Origin of the sequence: Nitrospira sp. (genome assembly GCA_024760525.1) — a bacterium.
GTDB lineage: Bacteria > Nitrospirota > Nitrospiria > Nitrospirales > Nitrospiraceae > Nitrospira_D.
This window is the reverse complement of sequence record CP060499.1, coordinates 2,806,878-2,822,976: the sequence shown is the minus strand read 5'-3', so window position 1 is coordinate 2,822,976 and position 16,099 is coordinate 2,806,878. Positions and strand designations below refer to the sequence as shown.

Annotated in this window: 13 protein-coding genes; 12 read left to right on the top strand and 1 reads right to left on the bottom strand. The window is 56.4% G+C overall.

What is annotated here, in order from left to right; all coding sequences use genetic code 11:
- From ybgF to H8K04_13190, 9 genes are all read left to right on the top strand, one after another.
- A complete protein-coding gene (ybgF, locus tag H8K04_13230) occupies positions 1-762 on the top strand; it encodes a tol-pal system protein YbgF (GenBank protein UVT14798.1) in 762 nt (253 codons plus the stop codon).
- A 63-nt stretch (positions 763-825) separates the two neighbouring features.
- Positions 826-2,604 (top strand): DNA mismatch repair endonuclease MutL, encoded by a 1,779-nt coding sequence (gene mutL, locus H8K04_13225; protein ID UVT14797.1) that lies wholly within the window; start codon positions 826-828, stop codon positions 2,602-2,604.
- A gap of 87 nt (positions 2,605-2,691) precedes the next feature.
- Positions 2,692-3,690: a tRNA (adenosine(37)-N6)-dimethylallyltransferase MiaA gene (miaA, locus tag H8K04_13220; protein ID UVT14796.1), complete on the top strand. Its 999-nt coding sequence runs from the start codon at positions 2,692-2,694 to the stop codon at positions 3,688-3,690.
- Positions 3,691-3,713: 23 nt separating this feature from the next.
- On the top strand, positions 3,714-4,613 hold the full coding sequence (mtnP, locus tag H8K04_13215; protein UVT14795.1) for an S-methyl-5'-thioadenosine phosphorylase: 900 nt from the start codon (positions 3,714-3,716) through the stop codon (positions 4,611-4,613).
- A gap of 2 nt (positions 4,614-4,615) precedes the next feature.
- On the top strand, positions 4,616-5,530 hold the full coding sequence (locus H8K04_13210; GenBank protein UVT14794.1) for a sugar kinase: 915 nt from the start codon (positions 4,616-4,618) through the stop codon (positions 5,528-5,530).
- Complete coding sequence (locus H8K04_13205) at positions 5,527-6,207, top strand: tetratricopeptide repeat protein (GenBank protein UVT14793.1); 681 nt, start codon at positions 5,527-5,529, stop codon at positions 6,205-6,207. Before H8K04_13210 ends, H8K04_13205 begins: the two co-directional genes overlap by 4 nt.
- A gap of 7 nt (positions 6,208-6,214) precedes the next feature.
- Positions 6,215-7,144 (top strand): helix-turn-helix domain-containing protein, encoded by a 930-nt coding sequence (locus H8K04_13200; protein ID UVT14792.1) that lies wholly within the window; start codon positions 6,215-6,217, stop codon positions 7,142-7,144.
- 382 nt (positions 7,145-7,526) lie between these two features.
- On the top strand, positions 7,527-7,973 hold the full coding sequence (locus tag H8K04_13195; GenBank protein UVT14791.1) for a c-type cytochrome: 447 nt from the start codon (positions 7,527-7,529) through the stop codon (positions 7,971-7,973).
- 370 nt (positions 7,974-8,343) lie between these two features.
- The gene (locus H8K04_13190) at positions 8,344-10,179 is read left to right on the top strand and encodes a hypothetical protein (GenBank protein ID UVT14790.1); all 1,836 of its coding nucleotides are present in this window, start codon (positions 8,344-8,346) and stop codon (positions 10,177-10,179) included.
- Between the two features lie 204 nt (positions 10,180-10,383).
- Here H8K04_13190 and H8K04_13185 read toward each other — a convergent pair whose 3' ends face one another.
- A complete protein-coding gene (locus tag H8K04_13185) occupies positions 10,384-12,348 on the bottom strand; it encodes a caspase family protein (GenBank protein ID UVT14789.1) in 1,965 nt (654 codons plus the stop codon).
- Between the two features lie 178 nt (positions 12,349-12,526).
- Here H8K04_13185 and H8K04_13180 point away from each other — a divergent pair, with 178 nt between their 5' ends.
- The 3 genes from H8K04_13180 to H8K04_13170 all read left to right on the top strand — a co-directional run bounded on the left by H8K04_13180 (position 12,527) and on the right by H8K04_13170 (position 16,086).
- Complete coding sequence (locus H8K04_13180) at positions 12,527-14,038, top strand: Do family serine endopeptidase (protein ID UVT14788.1); 1,512 nt, start codon at positions 12,527-12,529, stop codon at positions 14,036-14,038.
- Positions 14,039-14,198: 160 nt separating this feature from the next.
- On the top strand, positions 14,199-15,077 hold the full coding sequence (tatC, locus tag H8K04_13175) for a twin-arginine translocase subunit TatC (protein UVT17975.1): 879 nt from the start codon (positions 14,199-14,201) through the stop codon (positions 15,075-15,077).
- A gap of 43 nt (positions 15,078-15,120) precedes the next feature.
- Positions 15,121-16,086 (top strand): Mrp/NBP35 family ATP-binding protein, encoded by a 966-nt coding sequence (locus H8K04_13170; GenBank protein UVT14787.1) that lies wholly within the window; start codon positions 15,121-15,123, stop codon positions 16,084-16,086.
- The last annotated feature ends 13 nt before the right edge of the window (positions 16,087-16,099 follow it).

The window sequence follows — 16,099 nt, the reverse complement described above, 5'->3', positions numbered from 1 at the left end:
ATGCGTGTCCGTACAGTGCTGTCCGGTTCCGTGACATGGGGGATGGTGGTGTCGGCTGTGGTTCTCGCCGGTTGTGCCAAACATGCCGACTTTATGGAGATTCGCGATCAGATCTCGACGATCTCGCGAACCCAGGACCAGGACCATCAACGGGTGGATACCGTGATGCGTCGAGTGGAGGCGATGGAGCGGAGCAAGGATACGGAGGCGACGAAGCCGCGAATCGATGATTTGGCGGCTCGCTTTCAACGGATGGAACATCGACTTGCAAAGCTTGAAGAAACGTCGAGTCAGTTGTCGGCTAGGGTGGATTCTTCGGGTGAGCCGCGCACATCGAAGCCGGTCAAACCGACACAATCAGCGGAACCGATGGCGATGGCGTCGGGAATTACGCCGACCTCCGCATTCAACCTGGCGTATAACGATTATCTCAACGGGAAGTATGAGCTTTCAGTAGCGGGGTTTCAGCGGTTCATCAAAGACTTTCCCGGGACTTCGCTGACTCCGAATGCCCAATATTGGTTGGGCGAGTCATATTACAATTTGAAGGACTATGGGCGGGCCATCCAAACCTTCGATTATCTGGTGGCGGAATATCCTGGAAACGAAAAAGTGCCCGCCGCGCTGTATAAGCTGGGTCTGGCGACGGCCGAGACCGGCGACCTTCCGAAGTCGAGAAAGAATCTCAAGCGTGTGCTCGAAGAGTTCCCCTCGTCGGACGAATCCAAACTGGCGAAGAACAAGTTGGCCGATCTCCGATGACCGACGCCGCGGCCTGATGCCCCGCCTCGTTTCCGACTCATCACTCATGAGGAGCGTTGTGCCGTGCTGAGAACCGGCGGCAGTGGCAAGATTTCCATTTTGTCGGAAGAAGTCGTCGGCCGCATTGCAGCCGGAGAAGTGGTCGAACGCCCCGCGGCCGTCGTCAAAGAGCTTCTCGAGAACAGCATCGATGCCGGCAGCCGGTCGATCACGATTGATGTGAAGGACGGAGGTCTTTCGTTGATCCGTGTGATCGATGATGGCGAGGGGATGAGCCCCGACGATGCGCCACGAGCTTTTCTGCGGCATGCCACGAGCAAGCTTCGGTCGGATCAAGATCTCTGGTCCATCCGCACGATGGGCTTTCGAGGGGAAGCCTTGCCGAGCATTGCCGCCGTGTCACGGGTCCGTCTTCTGACCGCGACTCGTTCCGCCGAGATGGGAACGGAATTGGAAGTCATGGGGGGAATGGTCGGGGACATCGCCGATGCTCCTCCGGTGACCGGGACAAGAATCGAAGTTGCGGACCTGTTCTACAATCAGCCGGCTCGCAAGAAATTCTTGAAGTCCATCCCCACCGAATTTTCGCATATCAGCCGGGTGGTGCAGCAGGCCTCGCTGGCCTGGCCGTCCATCCAGTTTCGCTTGACGCATAACACGGAAGAGATGTTCAACTACCCAGCCGCACCGTCGGAGCAGGATCGGATCGCTCAAGTCTATCGGCAACTGTTTCTCGATCAGAGTCTCTGGATCAAGGCCACGCTCCCTGGGGCTACCGTCAGCGGATACATAGTCGATGCGGTTCATGCAAAGTCCTCGCGCATGCCGCAAGAGCTGTTTGTGAACTATCGTCCGGTGCGCAGTCTAGCGGTGTTCCATGCCGTCGGTGAAGGATACGGATCGTTTCTTGCCAAAGGGTGTCATCCGCGATTTGTATTGTTTTTGGATGTGGATCCTGATCGTCTCGATGTGAACGTCCATCCCACGAAACGAGAGGTACGATTCTCGGACAGCGAAACTATACATCAACTCGTTCGACGCGCTGTTCGACAGAGGTTGAGTGGCGGAGAACCGACGAACGAACCCGAAGAGGCTCGGTCATTGGAGCGGTCCACCCCATACCCCATGGGTTCGGCTGTAGTGACTTCGCGTGCAGGGGAGTTCCGTGAGACGGATGAAGCGAACCGCACGAGGTCCGAGTCTGAAGCTCAATTGACCTTTGTGAGCGAAGCCGCGGAGCCTTATGTCCGAGCCCCTTCGGCTGAAGTGATCGCGCTGGGACAGATCAACCGCACGTTCTTGATCGCACAGGTCGGGAACGATTTGACGGTGGTTGATCAACATACGGCCCACGAGCGAGTTCTTTTTGAGCGACTGTATCGCGCGTGGACCACCCGTGGCATACAGGCTCAGCCTCTCCTCATTCCGGATTCGCTGGAACTGTCCCCATCTCAGGCTGCGCTGGTCCAGCGGTATCAGCATGATCTGGGGAAGTTGGGACTGGAGATCGAGCCGTTCGGCGCCTCAACGGTCTTGATCCGGTCGATTCCGGTAGGCATCGGCCGAGTCGATCCGGGAGCGTTTCTGCAAGACCTCGTCGACGATCTGAATCAATGGAGCAGTGTCCCCAGTCTGGAGGTAAGAGTTCGGTCGGTGCTGGCATCATTGGCCTGCCATGGCGCCGTCCGAGCGGGCCGCCCGATGAAACTGGATGAGATCAAAGCTCTGGTTGAGGAATGGCATGCGGAAGGGGAGATCACAACCTGCCCTCATGGACGAAGGACTTCATTCCGGCTCAGCACCGATGATTTGGAGAAAATGTTTGGGCGAGCCGGCTGGTAGAACCTCGTCGACTGTCTGAGGAGAAGGGGTGATGGACGGAGGGTTGAGAGCGCCGGCCTCGTCCGAGTTCTTTTCGCCGGTCTTGACGTGAACATGCTTTCTGAATTTGTGCGTCGCCGCCGTCCCTTAGTCGTGCTTCTCGGGCCGACAGCCGTCGGAAAGAGCCGGATCGCGACGCAGGTGGCCAAACAGTTCGATACTGAAGTGCTGGCGGCGGATTCGCGTCAAGTGTATCGCGGGATGGACATTGGAACGGACAAGCCCACCACCGAAGAGCGTCAGGGTGTGCCGCACCGGCTCATCGATTTGGTCGATCCCGGTCAAACGTTCAACGCAGGTTGGTATCGGCGTGCCGCGCTGGAAGAGATCGACCGGTTATATGCGGCGAACAGGCTGCCATTCATTGTCGGTGGAACGGGGTTATACATCAGAACGTTGGTAAGAGGATTGTGTCCAGCGCCGCAGGCAGACCCGCTGGTGAGGGCAACCCTCAAGGAATTGAAGGGAGAGAGGGGGCGGGACGGCCTCTATGCGGAGTTGATGCGTGTCGATCCTCAGACGGCGGCGCGGTTGCATCCGAACGACGAATCCAAAGTCATTCGGGCGTTGGAAGTGTACCGGTTGTCAGGACGCCCAATGTCCGCCATGCAGGAGGAACACCGGTTTCAAGAGACTCCCTTTTCCGCTTTTCTCATAGGCCTTCAGCGAACCGCAGAGGCGCTCTATCGAAGGATTGAAGAACGAATTGATTGGCAGCTGACTCATGGAATGGTAGAAGAGACGCGATCATTGCTCGACCATGGATACGGGCGGGAGCTTGGGGCGATGAAAGGGTTAGGGTATCGCCAGGTGGGAGCCTTTCTGGCAAACGAGTGTGATTACGCAGAAATGGTGCGTCGATTCAAGCGCGATACCAGACGCTTTGCGAAACGACAGATGACCTGGTTTCGAAAGGAATCGGGGGTTGTGTGGTTGTCGATCGAAGAGGACGAGTCGTATGAGCGAACTGCCGAGCGAGTAACCGCGCATATTGAGCGATTTCTGGGAACCCTTGGGCGTCAGGAGCAGCCCGCGGTGTCGCAGTAGTCAACGTGGGGAAAAGGATCTGCATGAAGAGAAACAAAACGGTTGAGCGCGCTACCGTCGGTGTCATTGGGGGCAGCGGTCTCTATGACATCGAGGGGCTCAAGTCACCTCGGTCCATCCGTGTCCGTACGCCGTTCGGGCCGCCCTCGGACACGATCACGGTCGGGACACTCGAGGGGATTCGGGTGGCGTTTCTCTCCCGGCATGGGCGTGGGCATGTCTTGAATCCGAGCGAAATCAACTATCGTGCAAACATCTTTGCGCTCAAGTCGTTGGGTGTGTCTCATATCATTTCAGTCAGCGCAGTCGGCAGTATGAAAGAGTCGATTCGGCCGGGCGACGTGGTGCTCCCGGACCAGTTCATCGATCTCACCAAACGGCGCGTGTCGACGTATTTTGACGGTGGGATCGTCGCGCATGTCGCCTTCGGTGACCCGATTTGTGCTGAGTTGGCCCAGGCTCTCCATTCATCCGGAGAGCGAGCGGGTGCCAAGCTGCATCGCGGCGGGACCTATCTCTGCATGGAAGGTCCGCAGTTTTCGACCAAAGCGGAATCACGGCTCTACCGGCAGTGGGGTGTCGATGTGATCGGTATGACCAACATGCCGGAAGCGAAGCTGGCCCGCGAGGCGGAACTCTGTTATGCGACGTTGGCGCTGGTCACCGACTATGACTGCTGGCATGAGACGGAAGAGGCCGTGACCGTGGACGCCGTGTTGACCACCCTTCATCGCAACGTGGCCTTGGCCAAACACATCCTCCGCTCGGCAATGCCGTCGTTCGTCAATCCGATCGAGTGTCCCTGTCATCGGGCATTGGACAATGCCATTCTGACGGCGCCGAAACGAATCCCCGTAGCGGTTCGGAGGAAACTTGCCGTGCTTGTCGACCGAGCGCTGACACCTAAGAAAGGAGCCTGTTAGTCATGGGAAAACTGTTGGTCGTTGGATCGGTTGCGCTTGATACGGTCAAGACTCCGTTCGGCGAGGGAACTGAAATTCTTGGGGGGTCGGCTACGTATTTCTCGACGGCGGCCAGCTTCTTTACCTCGGTGGCGCTCATCGCCGTGGTTGGAGAGGATTTCCCTCAGCAGCATATCGCGTTTCTCAAGAGCCGAGGAATCGATCTCACCGGACTGGAACGGCGCCCGGGGGCGACCTTTCGCTGGAAGGGTGAGTATACCCATCAGCTGAACGAGGCGCATACCTTGGATACCCAGCTCAATGTGTTCGAGACGTTTCGTCCTCAGATTCCTGACGCCTATCGTGCGCCGGATGTGTTGTTCCTGGGAAACATCCACCCGGAGCTTCAGTTGGACGTCTTGAACAAAGTGAAACGTCCTGCGCTGGTGGCCTGCGATACGATGAATTTCTGGATCAACGGCCAGCGCGAGGCGCTCTGGAAGGTACTGGAGAAGGTCGATGTACTGATCATCAACGACGGTGAAGCACGGGCGCTGGGCCAGGATTCCAATCTGGTGAAAGTGGCGAAGCTTGTGCTTTCGCGAGGGCCCAAGCATCTCATCGTCAAACGCGGAGAATATGGTGTGCTCATGTTCAACGAAAAGCAGATCTTCGGTGCTCCGGCGTTTCCACTCGAGGACGTGCGTGATCCGACCGGTGCCGGGGATACCTTTGCCGGAGGATTTCTCGGCTACCTGGCGGCGACCGGGAATCACTCGCCTGAAGCCATGAAACAGGCAATCATCTTTGGCAGCGTCATGGCCTCGTTTACAGTAGAAGCCTTTAGTCTTGACCGATTGCGAATCCTGGATTACAAAGAGATTCAGGCTCGGTTTGCCGAGTTCAAGCGGTTAACGCACTTCGAGGACGTTCAATGAACAGGACGAACCGTCGGTTTCATTGGCCGCGAGGATACTCCACACTGGTGTGGTTAGGACTCATCAGTATTTTGGGAGGTTGTGCGACCGACAAAGAAGCGTTGCGGAAATCCCAAGGATATTACCAGGAAGGTGTGGCCAGTCTCCCAGGAGATCGCCAGAAGGCCTTTGTCTCATTCCAAAAATCTGTTCAACTGAATCCGGACAACAAGGAAGCCCGGTATGCGCTCGGACACGTCTATGCGCTTCAAGGCAAGCTGTCCAACGCCGAAGAGCAATTTCGCGCAGCCATCAAGATCGATGACAACTATTCCGAGGCGCATACCTATCTGGGGCAAGTCTTGGCCAATCAAAACCACTGGGAGGAGGCCATCAAGTCCTACCGGCTGGCACTGGCGAATCCACTCTACCCTACGCCGGATTTAGCCCGATTTCATCTCGGCCGCGCGCTTGCCCACCAAGGTGATCTTCAGGGATCCATGGAAGCGTTGGAGGATGCAACATCGGCCAGTCCTCCCAGCGTGCCGCCGGCGATGACTCATTTGGAGCTCGGTCGAGTATACTATAAGCTGGGGTATACGACCCGAGCCCGCGAGGTACTGAAAAAAGTTGCGACTCTGGATAAAGGCGGGGAGTATGCGGCGGCCGCATCGGAACTCTTGACCCGATTGAAGTAGGAGACTTATGGAGTCGGTGGGCGAATTCTTTAGGCAAGTCCGGGAGACCAAAGGGTTGACCGTAGACGAAGTCGCGTCAAAAACCAGGATTCGCACGGATTTCGTCAAAGCCCTGGAGGACGGCAATTTCGCCAAGTTGCCCGACCAAGTATTTGCTCGAGGTTTTGTGCGTTCCTACGCCAGATCGCTTGGATTGGATGAAGAAGATGCGATTCACCGGTTTATCCAATCGGCCGGTTCCTTTTACGAGAAACAGGATGAGCGTGAACGGCTCAAGGTAAGACAGGTCGAGGAGGACCGGAAGCGTCAGGCCAATCGCAAAGCGGTGACTATTGCAATCGGGATCGCCGTATTGACCCTGATCTTTCTCTTAAGCCGTGAGCAATCTTCTGTATTTCGGCGGGGCGTGCCTGAGCCGGCTCCGGTGGCCAAACGAACGACCCCACCGGCGAAAGATGCTGTAGAATCGATCATCCGCGAGCCTGAGCGTCCGGCGGAGATTCCGAAGTCAAGCGAAATGCCTGCTGTCGCGCCAAAGGCAGTGACCGAAGCCCCGCAGCGCCACGAAGCGGCTCCACCCGTCGTTGCGGCTTCCAGACCGGAACCAGAAGTCGTTTCGTCGGTATCGACTGCTTCTCCCGGCAGCGATGGCCCATTGGGTGGAATTTCGTTGAATGCAATCGAGGGTCAAGGCGATGGGCAGCTGGTCTTGGACCTTGAAGCGACGGAGTTGAGCTGGGTCGTTGTGCAGATCGACAACGGGAGTCCTCAGGAATCGTTGCTTCGGCCGGGCGAAAGGGCTCACTGGAAGGGGCAGGACCAATTCATCCTCACCCTTGGGAACGCCGGAGGGGTGAAGGCCGAGTTAAACGGGAAGCCTCAAAAGCCGTTCGGGCCGAGCGGAAAAGTTGCCCGCGACATTGTGTTGAAGCGGTAGTCCTCTCTCGAGCGTATTCCTTATTCTAGCCAGTAAATGAATCCCCCGTTGATTTCACGCATCTGCCCATGAGGCATGGATGATGTCGGTGAGGCCCAAAGGTGTCACGAAATGGATGAAAGCCTGGAATGGGATTGCGGTCATCGCATAAATGCCAACCTTTTCTTGCCTCTTTTTGAGTTCATGTTGGCATGAGGTTTGATCTTCCTCAGACCAAGAGACTATGAATAACAGTAGATGTGAGATAGTTGTTTTCTTGACAGGAATTCAAGGGCGTTGGTATAGTCCAGCGGTTTTACCTGACTTCCGAACGTTGCGCATGCAAATAGATATTTGGAGCTGAATTTGATGTCGGTAGGTTAAACACAAAGGAGGATGTGTGATGGGGTATTTGTCCAAGTTTTTAGGAATTACCGCAGCAGTTGTATTCCTCTCGGTCTCGGTCGTTGGGGCTGAGGAGAAAGATCCTTTGAAGCCTCGCGTTCCGCCCGATCAAGCGGCAGATGCCAAGGGCATGAAGAATCCGGTCGCTTCCAGCCCAGAGAGCATCGCCAAAGGCAAGGCGTTGTACGAGGGGAAGGGGACCTGCTTCAACTGTCATGGTAAGGCTGGAGATGGTCAGGGCGAAGCCGGCAAGATTTTAAATCCCAGCCCACGGGACTTCACCAACTGCAAGTTCCACAAGAAACGGAAAGATGGCGAGCTCTTCTGGGTGATCAAGAACGGCAGCCCCGGAACAGGAATGGTTTCTTTGATCCCGGCTGCAATCACCGAGGAAGAAGCCTGGACGATCATCAATTATGAGCGGAGCTTCTGCAAGGGCGAATAAGAGTCGTCGTCCGGAAGGTCCGAGAGAATCATAAAAAGGGTGGGGAGGCGGCTCCCCACCCTTTTTTATTCGTTATGTCTCTCTCCGACGGGGCCTCTCACCGTCGCCTCAAGACTGGTTCCAGCCTTTCAACATCACCACAGGTCCATACCGCTTCACATTCTGGAACACTCGACCCATGGTTCAATGGTTTGCACCCCCCAAAGGAGGGAGCGTATAGATTATCAGGGTAAAAAGCGCTCTAGGGGATTGCGCCGCGGACATAAAAAAGGGTAAAGTCCGCCCGTCAGGTCAGGGTGGCGATTGGTACTCAAGCGAGGTGAGAACCACAACGAGCCGTCGGTTTTCATATTGCAATAGGAGGATGACTATGTGCAGCCTCTCACAGTGGGTGAACCGTCGATCAGGAATTACGACAGCCGCGCTCGCGATTGTCGTGGCAGCTCTCCTACCCATCGGTATCAGTTATGGCGGCGATAGTGCCCCGCCTCCAGGCATCGCGGCCGCGGATATTGAATACAACGGCCGCATTGCAGTCAATGGGGAACCAACCACGGTAAAAATTGCCACTCCGAATAAGAACGGCTTGCTGGTCTTCGACGGCACAACCGGCCAGCGGATCAATATCGGCTTCAGCGGTGTCACACTCACACAGTTTTACGTTTCAGTCTATAAGCCTGATGGCGGGGTGATGCCCAGACATGTCTCCGCAGTGAAGAACTATTATGCGACGATGGGCGAGCGGCCAGTCTCCTCCCTGACAACAGTGCATACCTCCATGCCAGCGTACCAGTTTTCAACCGATTCGGCGGCCACGATCTCTTCCAGCGAGATGAACGGCGCAAGCGTCGATCTTGAAGAATTGCCGGTGACCGGAACCTATACAATATTCATCGACCCGCTCAGTACGTATACGGGGAGTTTCAAGATCACGGTTTCAAGCGAATTGGGTGGGGACATCACCCCTCACGGTGCGACGGTGCCGGTCAACATCGGCCGTATCGGGCAGAAGGCCCGCTATACATTCTCGGGACAAAGTGGCCAATCGGTGAGTTTGCAGTTGAGTGAGGTGACAATCCGAAGCGGATATGTCTCTATCGTTGGTCCGGATGGAAAGTTGTTAGGCAAGCCGATCTCGTTTGTCTCTGCGGGTGGTGGCACTATGATTCCGGGACAGGTTCTTCCGGCTTCCGGAACCTATGCTGTCCTGATTGAATCGGACCTGAGTTATACCGGAAAGCTCAAGCTCGCGCTGTATAACGCTCCAGAGCTGACCGGTACCATCGCAGTGGACCAAGGAGCCGTGACCCCGAACCTGACGGTGCCGGGTCAACGGGCACGCTATACATTTAACGGGACGGAGGGGCAATGGGTGAATCTCGGTCTGACCGGGGTGTCAATTCCTATGACTGCTGTGTCCATCCTGAGACCGGATGGCACCAAGTGGGAAGCGACCACCGTTGGTCCAAGTGGCGGCAGTCTTGATCCGTTGACGGCTCTCCCAGCGACAGGGACGTATACCATTGCGGTTGAGCCGGTTAGTAACTACACCGGCAGTATGACCCTCGCCCTTTCTTCTCCCGTCACGGGTACGATCGCCATCGATGGAGCCTCAGTGCCGGTCAGCCTGAACAAGGCGGGCCAGACGGCGCGGTACACGTTCAATGGCAACGCCGGACAATGGGTGAATCTCGGGCTGACGGGGGTGAGTATTACATCCACCGCGGTCACGCTTCTGACATCCGATGGGACCATTCTTGCCTCAACGGCTGTGGGTACGGCGGGCGGGGGCCTCGCAGATCAAAATCCTTTGCCGGCCACCGGCACGTATACGGTTCTCGTTGACCCTGTCGGCAGTTACACCGGTAAAATAACCTTGACTCTTTCGAGCGAGGTTTCGGATTCGCTCAAGGTGAATGCGGCTCCCAGGCCGATCACGGTCAGCCGCGCGGGCCAGAATGGGCGCTACACGTTTACCGGTACCGCGAATCAACAGGCCACGATCAAGGTCACGAACAATAACCTCGGCAGCGTGACCGTCAATCTCTATAGCCCGAATGGTATCCTGCAAGCTGGGATGACGAGTTCAGCATCGAGCTTTACCCTCAACCCGGTGACCCTGGCTTCAGCAGAACCATACACAGTGACCATCAATCCTGCGATGACTGAAACGGGGAGCATTCACCTGCAGGTGGCAAACCAATAGAAGTGGAGCCTCAGCAGGGGGGCGATTCATCGCCCCAGCTGGGACGGATACAGAATGAAGGGTGGGGAGGTAACTTCCCACCCTCCTTTTTTGGTGCGAAGCGAGCGCGACGGTTATTGTCTACACAGATCTGGTGAACATGGGAACGAGCAGCGAGCGGTGCTGCGGATCCATTTGCCGGTGAATCGTCAGGAATCGCGCGGATTAGGGTGTTTCTGAAGCCGTGAGGGAAGGAAGTGCGGTCAGCACGAGCGAGGCGGCTGTAGCGCCTGCCTTCAGCGCGGGAATGACCTGTGGACGCTGTACCGACTCAAACTGCGATTTGGACGCCCAAGTAACTTTTTGTCGTACGTAGTCGGTGATCTCTCCGAGTGTCACCTCTCCATTTCGGTTCGAGTCCGCCTCTCCACGAAGTCCTCGTAACAGGTAATAGGTGAAGAGTCCATGCTGATGGCTGTCGTCGTCGAGCCTATGACTCAGTCCCTCGCCAGCGATCAACCGAATCGTATTGCCGCCGGTCAAGTCCCATCGAGGGGTGACGTTCATCTCGGAACCGCCCTGAAGTTGAGACACGTTCCCGTCGAAAATGAGAATGGCCTGCTTGGCATTCAGCTTAGCGAGGACTGACTCGATCGCCTTGAGCGGGTAGAGTGTTGTGGCTGTTGAGGCTCCGTCGTATGGGATCAGCATAACTTCTCCGGCCTGGGAGACCATGGCGTGTCCGGAGAAATAGACAATCACGACGGCACCGCTCGTGGGTTGCGATCGGAGCCAGCCGGAGAACGCCTTCTCCATATGCGAATGAAACGCCTTCCAATCAACGAGGAGGTGGATGTTTGACGATGGGACCCCACCGAAAGTCTGAAAATACCTGGCGACCGTTTCTGCATCTCGTGACGCATACTTGCGAGATAGTATGCGACGGTCGAGATAGGAGCTGAGTCCGATGGAAACGAGATAGATGTGCCGTTGCTGAAGGGTTGAGGCTTGTGCCGGGAGCTCATCGATATCGTCGGATCTTGGTTTTGTCGGCGCGACCGTAAACAAGAGCGTCTGCGAAGGAGCTGCCGATCCATCGCTCTCCGCCACGCGGACGTGAATCTCGGCACGCAGTGGCTGTGTCAGAAGGGGCAAGGTCGCGACAAATTCCAGAGATTTCGTTTGGCCGGGTGACAGAGGTGGAATCTTCAAGCGGGTGGTAGGAAACTGTTCGATGACCGCCGGAGTGCCCGTCAGCGAGGCGGAAGCGTCTTCAATCGGATGTATTCCGGTATTGATGACATCCAGACGCACCCGCACATGCTCGCCACCTTCAAGAATCAGATTGCTGTTTTCGTCGAGGAGCATCGCCTTGAATCGAAGTGCCGACGGTGGCAAGGCCGGAGAACGAGGTTGTTCTGCGAGAGACGAGGCTGAGGCTGAGGACGGAGGCACGGTTGACGGATTTGGTTCGGCTGAATCAAGGGTGATTTCTTGGCCGCCAACCGCGGATCTGGCGTTCAGGACGACCCGTACTGCAAAATCGATGACGGCGTCGTGGATGAAGGGCTCGATCATATAGTTGCAATTCTTCGCGAGTTGCTCGAGCCGTAACCGTTCCTGCCGGGCGATCTTGATGTCCGTTTGCCGAAGCAAGGTTCCCTTGCGGTCGTAGATGCGTGCGACGGCATTGAGTTGTAAGCTCGCAGGAGCCCGGTCGTACAATGCTTCTTTATTGAGGTTGAACGACGAATCGACAAGATCGACTTGGATGACATGGTCAGGCGTAGTGGTGCCGTCACCGCCGTCGGACATGACGGTTTTGAACGTTCTGCGAATCCCTTCCTGTAATGCTTCCTGAAGCCGATCCCCTAGCGAAAGTTCCTGGAGCTGACCGCAGGAATCACTGTAGCGAAGCGTCAGTTCCTTGAGCGATGGAGAGGTTTCCAGTTTGGCGCTGGAGGGAAGAGGGTCTCCCATTGAGGGAAACTCCAGGTGACCGGCACAGGCGCCCAGAAACAGCAGCGTGCAACCCAGCCATGCGCCAGCCACAAAGCCTGTATGATTGAGCTGTTTTTCGGGGATCACTGCCTGGCCTATGGTGATGATCGCGTTCCGGCCGCCCGCCACCGTACTGGAAACACCACACGAAAGCAACCGGACAGCCGGCGCAGTACGGGGCGAAGCCATTCCCGTGTAGAGGAATTGGATCGGATGTGTCCTTGATCCACTTCATGCTCTTGTGGAGCGGACTTTTCCTCTTTGAAGCCTGTTGAAAGAGTGGTGTAATATGTAGCGTTCGAGTCGGTGCAGATGCTCATTTCCAATAGGACTCTCGGGGAGAGTCTCATCCTGGAGGAATTCGGTTATGACCAATTGGCGTCAACAAGCGACGAAAGTGCTCATCGGTAGCGGACTGATTGTGTGCGGTTTTGTCGGCAGCGGAAACGTGTCACCGACTTCAGCCGCCGGGGTACCTCCGGCCTGGGCCCAAGGTTTTTCGGAGATTGTGAAAAAGACGACTCCAGCCGTTGTGAATATCGCAGTGACCGGCGGTGGAGAAGGCAGCCGGCGCCGTGGCGGAACTCCGCCACCCAGTCCTTTCGGGGCGCCTCCTCCAGGGGATGAGCCGGGCGGAGGAGAATTACCGACACCTCCCCCGAGCCCTCACGGTCCGCCAGCACCACATGGTCGCCCAGATCAGAGCGCAGGGTCCGGGGTCATCTTGGATTCAAACGGGTTCATCGTGACCAATAATCACGTCGTTGAAGGAGCCACGCAGATTACCGTGACGCTGAGCGACCGGCGCGAGTTTGCCGCGAAGGTGGTCGGCACCGATCCAAAAACGGATTTAGCGGTGGTCAAGATTGAAGCCAAGGATTTGCCGTCACTCAAGTGGGCGGAATACGAAAAGTTGCAGGTCGGTGACCTTGTGTTGGCCGTTGGAAGCCCATTCGGCCTGAGCTCAACTGTCACGCTTGGAATCATCAGTGCGCTGGGGCGTGGCAATGTTGGAATCGCCGACTATGAAGATTTCATCCAGACCGACGCGGCGATCAATCCTGGAAATTCGGGCGGAGCGCTCGTCAACATGAACGGGGATCTGATCGGCATCAACACGGCGATCTTTTCTCGAACCGGCGGATCGGAAGGAATCGGATTCGCCATTCCCAGCAGCATTGCGCTTGATATCGTGGACAGTCTCCAGCGGACGGGCAAGGTCGTACGCGGATGGATGGGCGTCGCGATTCAGGAGATTACACCGGCGCTGGCCAAGTCGTTCAAACTTCCGGAGCAGCGGAAGGGTGTGTTGATCAGCGATGTCAATGAAAACGGCCCTTCCCATGCCGCTGGAATCAGGCGGGGCGATGTGGTGGTGGCGTTCAACGGCAAAGAGGTGCAGAGCGTCAGTCAACTGCGTAACCTGGTGGCGAGAACGGTGGTCGGAAAGGATGCGCAGGTCAAGGTTGTACGAGAAGGCAAGGAACAGCTGATCGCGGTGAAGGTCGCCGAACGGCCATCGGACGAAATGCTGGCCAAGAAGGAGCCGGGGCCGCCCAAGGAGTCGGGAGAACTGATCAAGCCCCCGGATAATGTGCTGGCGTCACTTCGTGTGCAAACGTTAGACAATGCGCTGATGAGCCAACTGAACATTTCCGCGAAAACCGTCGGAGTGGTTATCACATCGGTTGAACCGGGTGGACAGGCAGAGGCGGCCGGGCTGCAGCGCGGTGACGTCATTCAAGAGGTCAATCACGAGACAGTCAAGACGATCAGCGATTATCAAAAGGCCGCGGAGAAAATCAAGAAAGACGAGCTCGCGGTGTTGCTGGTCAATCGACAAGGGAACAGCCTGTTCGTGGCCGTTAATCCTAAGTAGAAGAAAGGTCGGACGGGTTGATCTGTCGATCTGTTGAAATCCACAACCGCGATCGTCAGATCGTCGGTTGGACGGGTTCTCATCGTTGCGAGGGCCTGTGCTGAACAAGTTGAACCGGTGGTTGCAAGACTCGATCTTCAAGCCGCTGGAAGACAAAAAGATGCCGGTCATGGAGCACCTCGTGGAGTTCCAGGTCCGGCTCACCCGTGCGGTGATCGCCATGGCGGTCATCTTCATGGGAACATTCCTGTATGCCGATGCGTTGGTCAAATGGTTGCGCGTTCCGCTCCAGAACATGTTCGTGCCGAGCAAGTTGACCTGGGAACCCACTGATTTGCCGACCGTGCCTTTTGTCTTTCTCGCGCCGGCGGAGGCCCTCTGGCAGAACGTCAAGGTGGCCGGATTGTGTGCCGTCGTAATCGCCATGCCGTATCTCTTGTTTGAGATTTGGCGATTCGTGGTTCCAGGACTTCACGCTCAGGAGCGTCGATTCGTCGGTCCGTTTGTGTGTGTCAGCACGCTGGCGTTCTACGCCGGGGCAGGATTTTCATTTTTCTTCGTGCTTCCATTTGCCTTGAATTTCTTAATTTCGTACGGCGTCAATGCGGGATTTGTGCCTCAGATCTCGATCGCGCAATACGTCGGATTTGCCCTCTGGTTCTTGATGGTTTTTGGACTCATCTTTGAGGTGCCCTTGGCGATCACTCTTATGGCCAAGCTGGGCTGGGTCGATGCGCCATTCCTAATCCAATACTGGAAGTGGGCCTTGTTAGGATCGTTCGTCATCGCGGCCATCCTCACTCCCACGCCAGACCCGTTCAATCAAACTCTTATGGCCGGTCCCATGTTCCTGCTGTACTGGGTCGGCATCTTCGGCGCTAAGGTGTTTGGCAAGAAAGCACCAGCCGAAGGGAGTCAGTCCGGTGTTCCAACGGTCGCGATGGCCGTTGCCGGGGCCGGGGGAGCCGCCTCCGGCATGCCGATGCCGAAATCCTCGGGTGATGACTATGTGAACGTTCCTGGAGGTCGTCACCACTAGTCGTAGGGGCGAAGGACATCATATAGTCGCCGGAAAGAATTCTATGGCACGTGAACTCAATGTGATCAACAGTGGAAATGGGGATGCCTGCACGTATATGTGGGCCTGCGCTATCTGCGACGAAAACGAGAGGTGCCAAAAGGATAAAGAGGGACATAGTCGCTGGCTGGTCGCCAAGCGGATGGAGCGTATCGAATACAAAGTACTGATCATGAGCAATAAGGGCGGCGTAGGGAAGAGCACCTGTACCACGAACATCGCCGTCAGTCTTGCGCTCAAAGGATGGCATGTCGGTATCTGCGACATGGATATTCATGGCCCCAACATTCCCAAAATGGTCGGGGCTGAAGGTCAGAAGCTCAAGATCAGCACTTCCGGTGGAATTATTCCCTTCCAAGCCTACAATTTGAAGATTGCCTCGATGTCGTTTTTGCTGCAGAACTCGGATGATCCCATCATCTGGCGCGATGCCTACAAGTACGAATTCATCAATCAACTGCTGGGTGGGGTAGACTGGCAAGACCTGAACTTTCTCTTGATCGATCTGCCGCCGGGAACCGGGAACGAATCAGTCACGACGATCGATCTGCTCGGCAATGTCAGCGGGGCTGTCATCGTCACGACTCCGCAAGAGGTGGCACTGCTTGATTCACGGAAGTCCGTGACCTTCTGTAAAGACAGCGAAGTGCCGATCGTCGGCATTGTGGAAAACATGAGTGGATTGGAGTGTCCCCACTGCCACGCTCAGATCGATGTGTTCCGCAAGGGTGGAGGGGAGGCCTCGGCACTGGACATGGGGGTCCCGTTCTTGGGGCGAATCCCGCTCGATCCGGATGTGGTGACGCAGTCGGACGCGGGCGAGCCCTTTGCCATGTTCAACTCCGACACACCGACGGCAGAGGCATACCACCGAATCGCCAATCAGATTGAAGCGTTCTGTAAGAAAGGCGGGGCGTCGCCTAAACCGGGACGATCCGGTATGGGATTGTTGAAGGGAGTCACCCAGTGAAGGCTACTGATGC

Bases quoted from the DNA above. Each gene is read 5' to 3' on its own strand.
- H8K04_13170 (UVT14787.1), top strand. From the start codon at position 15,121: ATGGCACGTGAACTCAATGTGATCAACAGTGGAAATGGGGATGCCTGC.
- H8K04_13195 (UVT14791.1), top strand. From the start codon at position 7,527: ATGGGGTATTTGTCCAAGTTTTTAGGAATTACCGCAGCAGTTGTATTC.
- H8K04_13185 (UVT14789.1), bottom strand. From the start codon at position 12,348: ATGGCTTCGCCCCGTACTGCGCCGGCTGTCCGGTTGCTTTCGTGTGGT.
- mtnP (UVT14795.1), top strand. From the start codon at position 3,714: ATGAAGAGAAACAAAACGGTTGAGCGCGCTACCGTCGGTGTCATTGGG.
- H8K04_13180 (UVT14788.1), top strand. From the start codon at position 12,527: ATGACCAATTGGCGTCAACAAGCGACGAAAGTGCTCATCGGTAGCGGA.
- H8K04_13210 (UVT14794.1), top strand. From the start codon at position 4,616: ATGGGAAAACTGTTGGTCGTTGGATCGGTTGCGCTTGATACGGTCAAG.
- H8K04_13205 (UVT14793.1), top strand. From the start codon at position 5,527: ATGAACAGGACGAACCGTCGGTTTCATTGGCCGCGAGGATACTCCACA.
- H8K04_13190 (UVT14790.1), top strand. From the start codon at position 8,344: ATGTGCAGCCTCTCACAGTGGGTGAACCGTCGATCAGGAATTACGACA.
- ybgF (UVT14798.1), top strand. From the start codon at position 1: ATGCGTGTCCGTACAGTGCTGTCCGGTTCCGTGACATGGGGGATGGTG.
- H8K04_13200 (UVT14792.1), top strand. From the start codon at position 6,215: ATGGAGTCGGTGGGCGAATTCTTTAGGCAAGTCCGGGAGACCAAAGGG.
- tatC (UVT17975.1), top strand. From the start codon at position 14,199: ATGCCGGTCATGGAGCACCTCGTGGAGTTCCAGGTCCGGCTCACCCGT.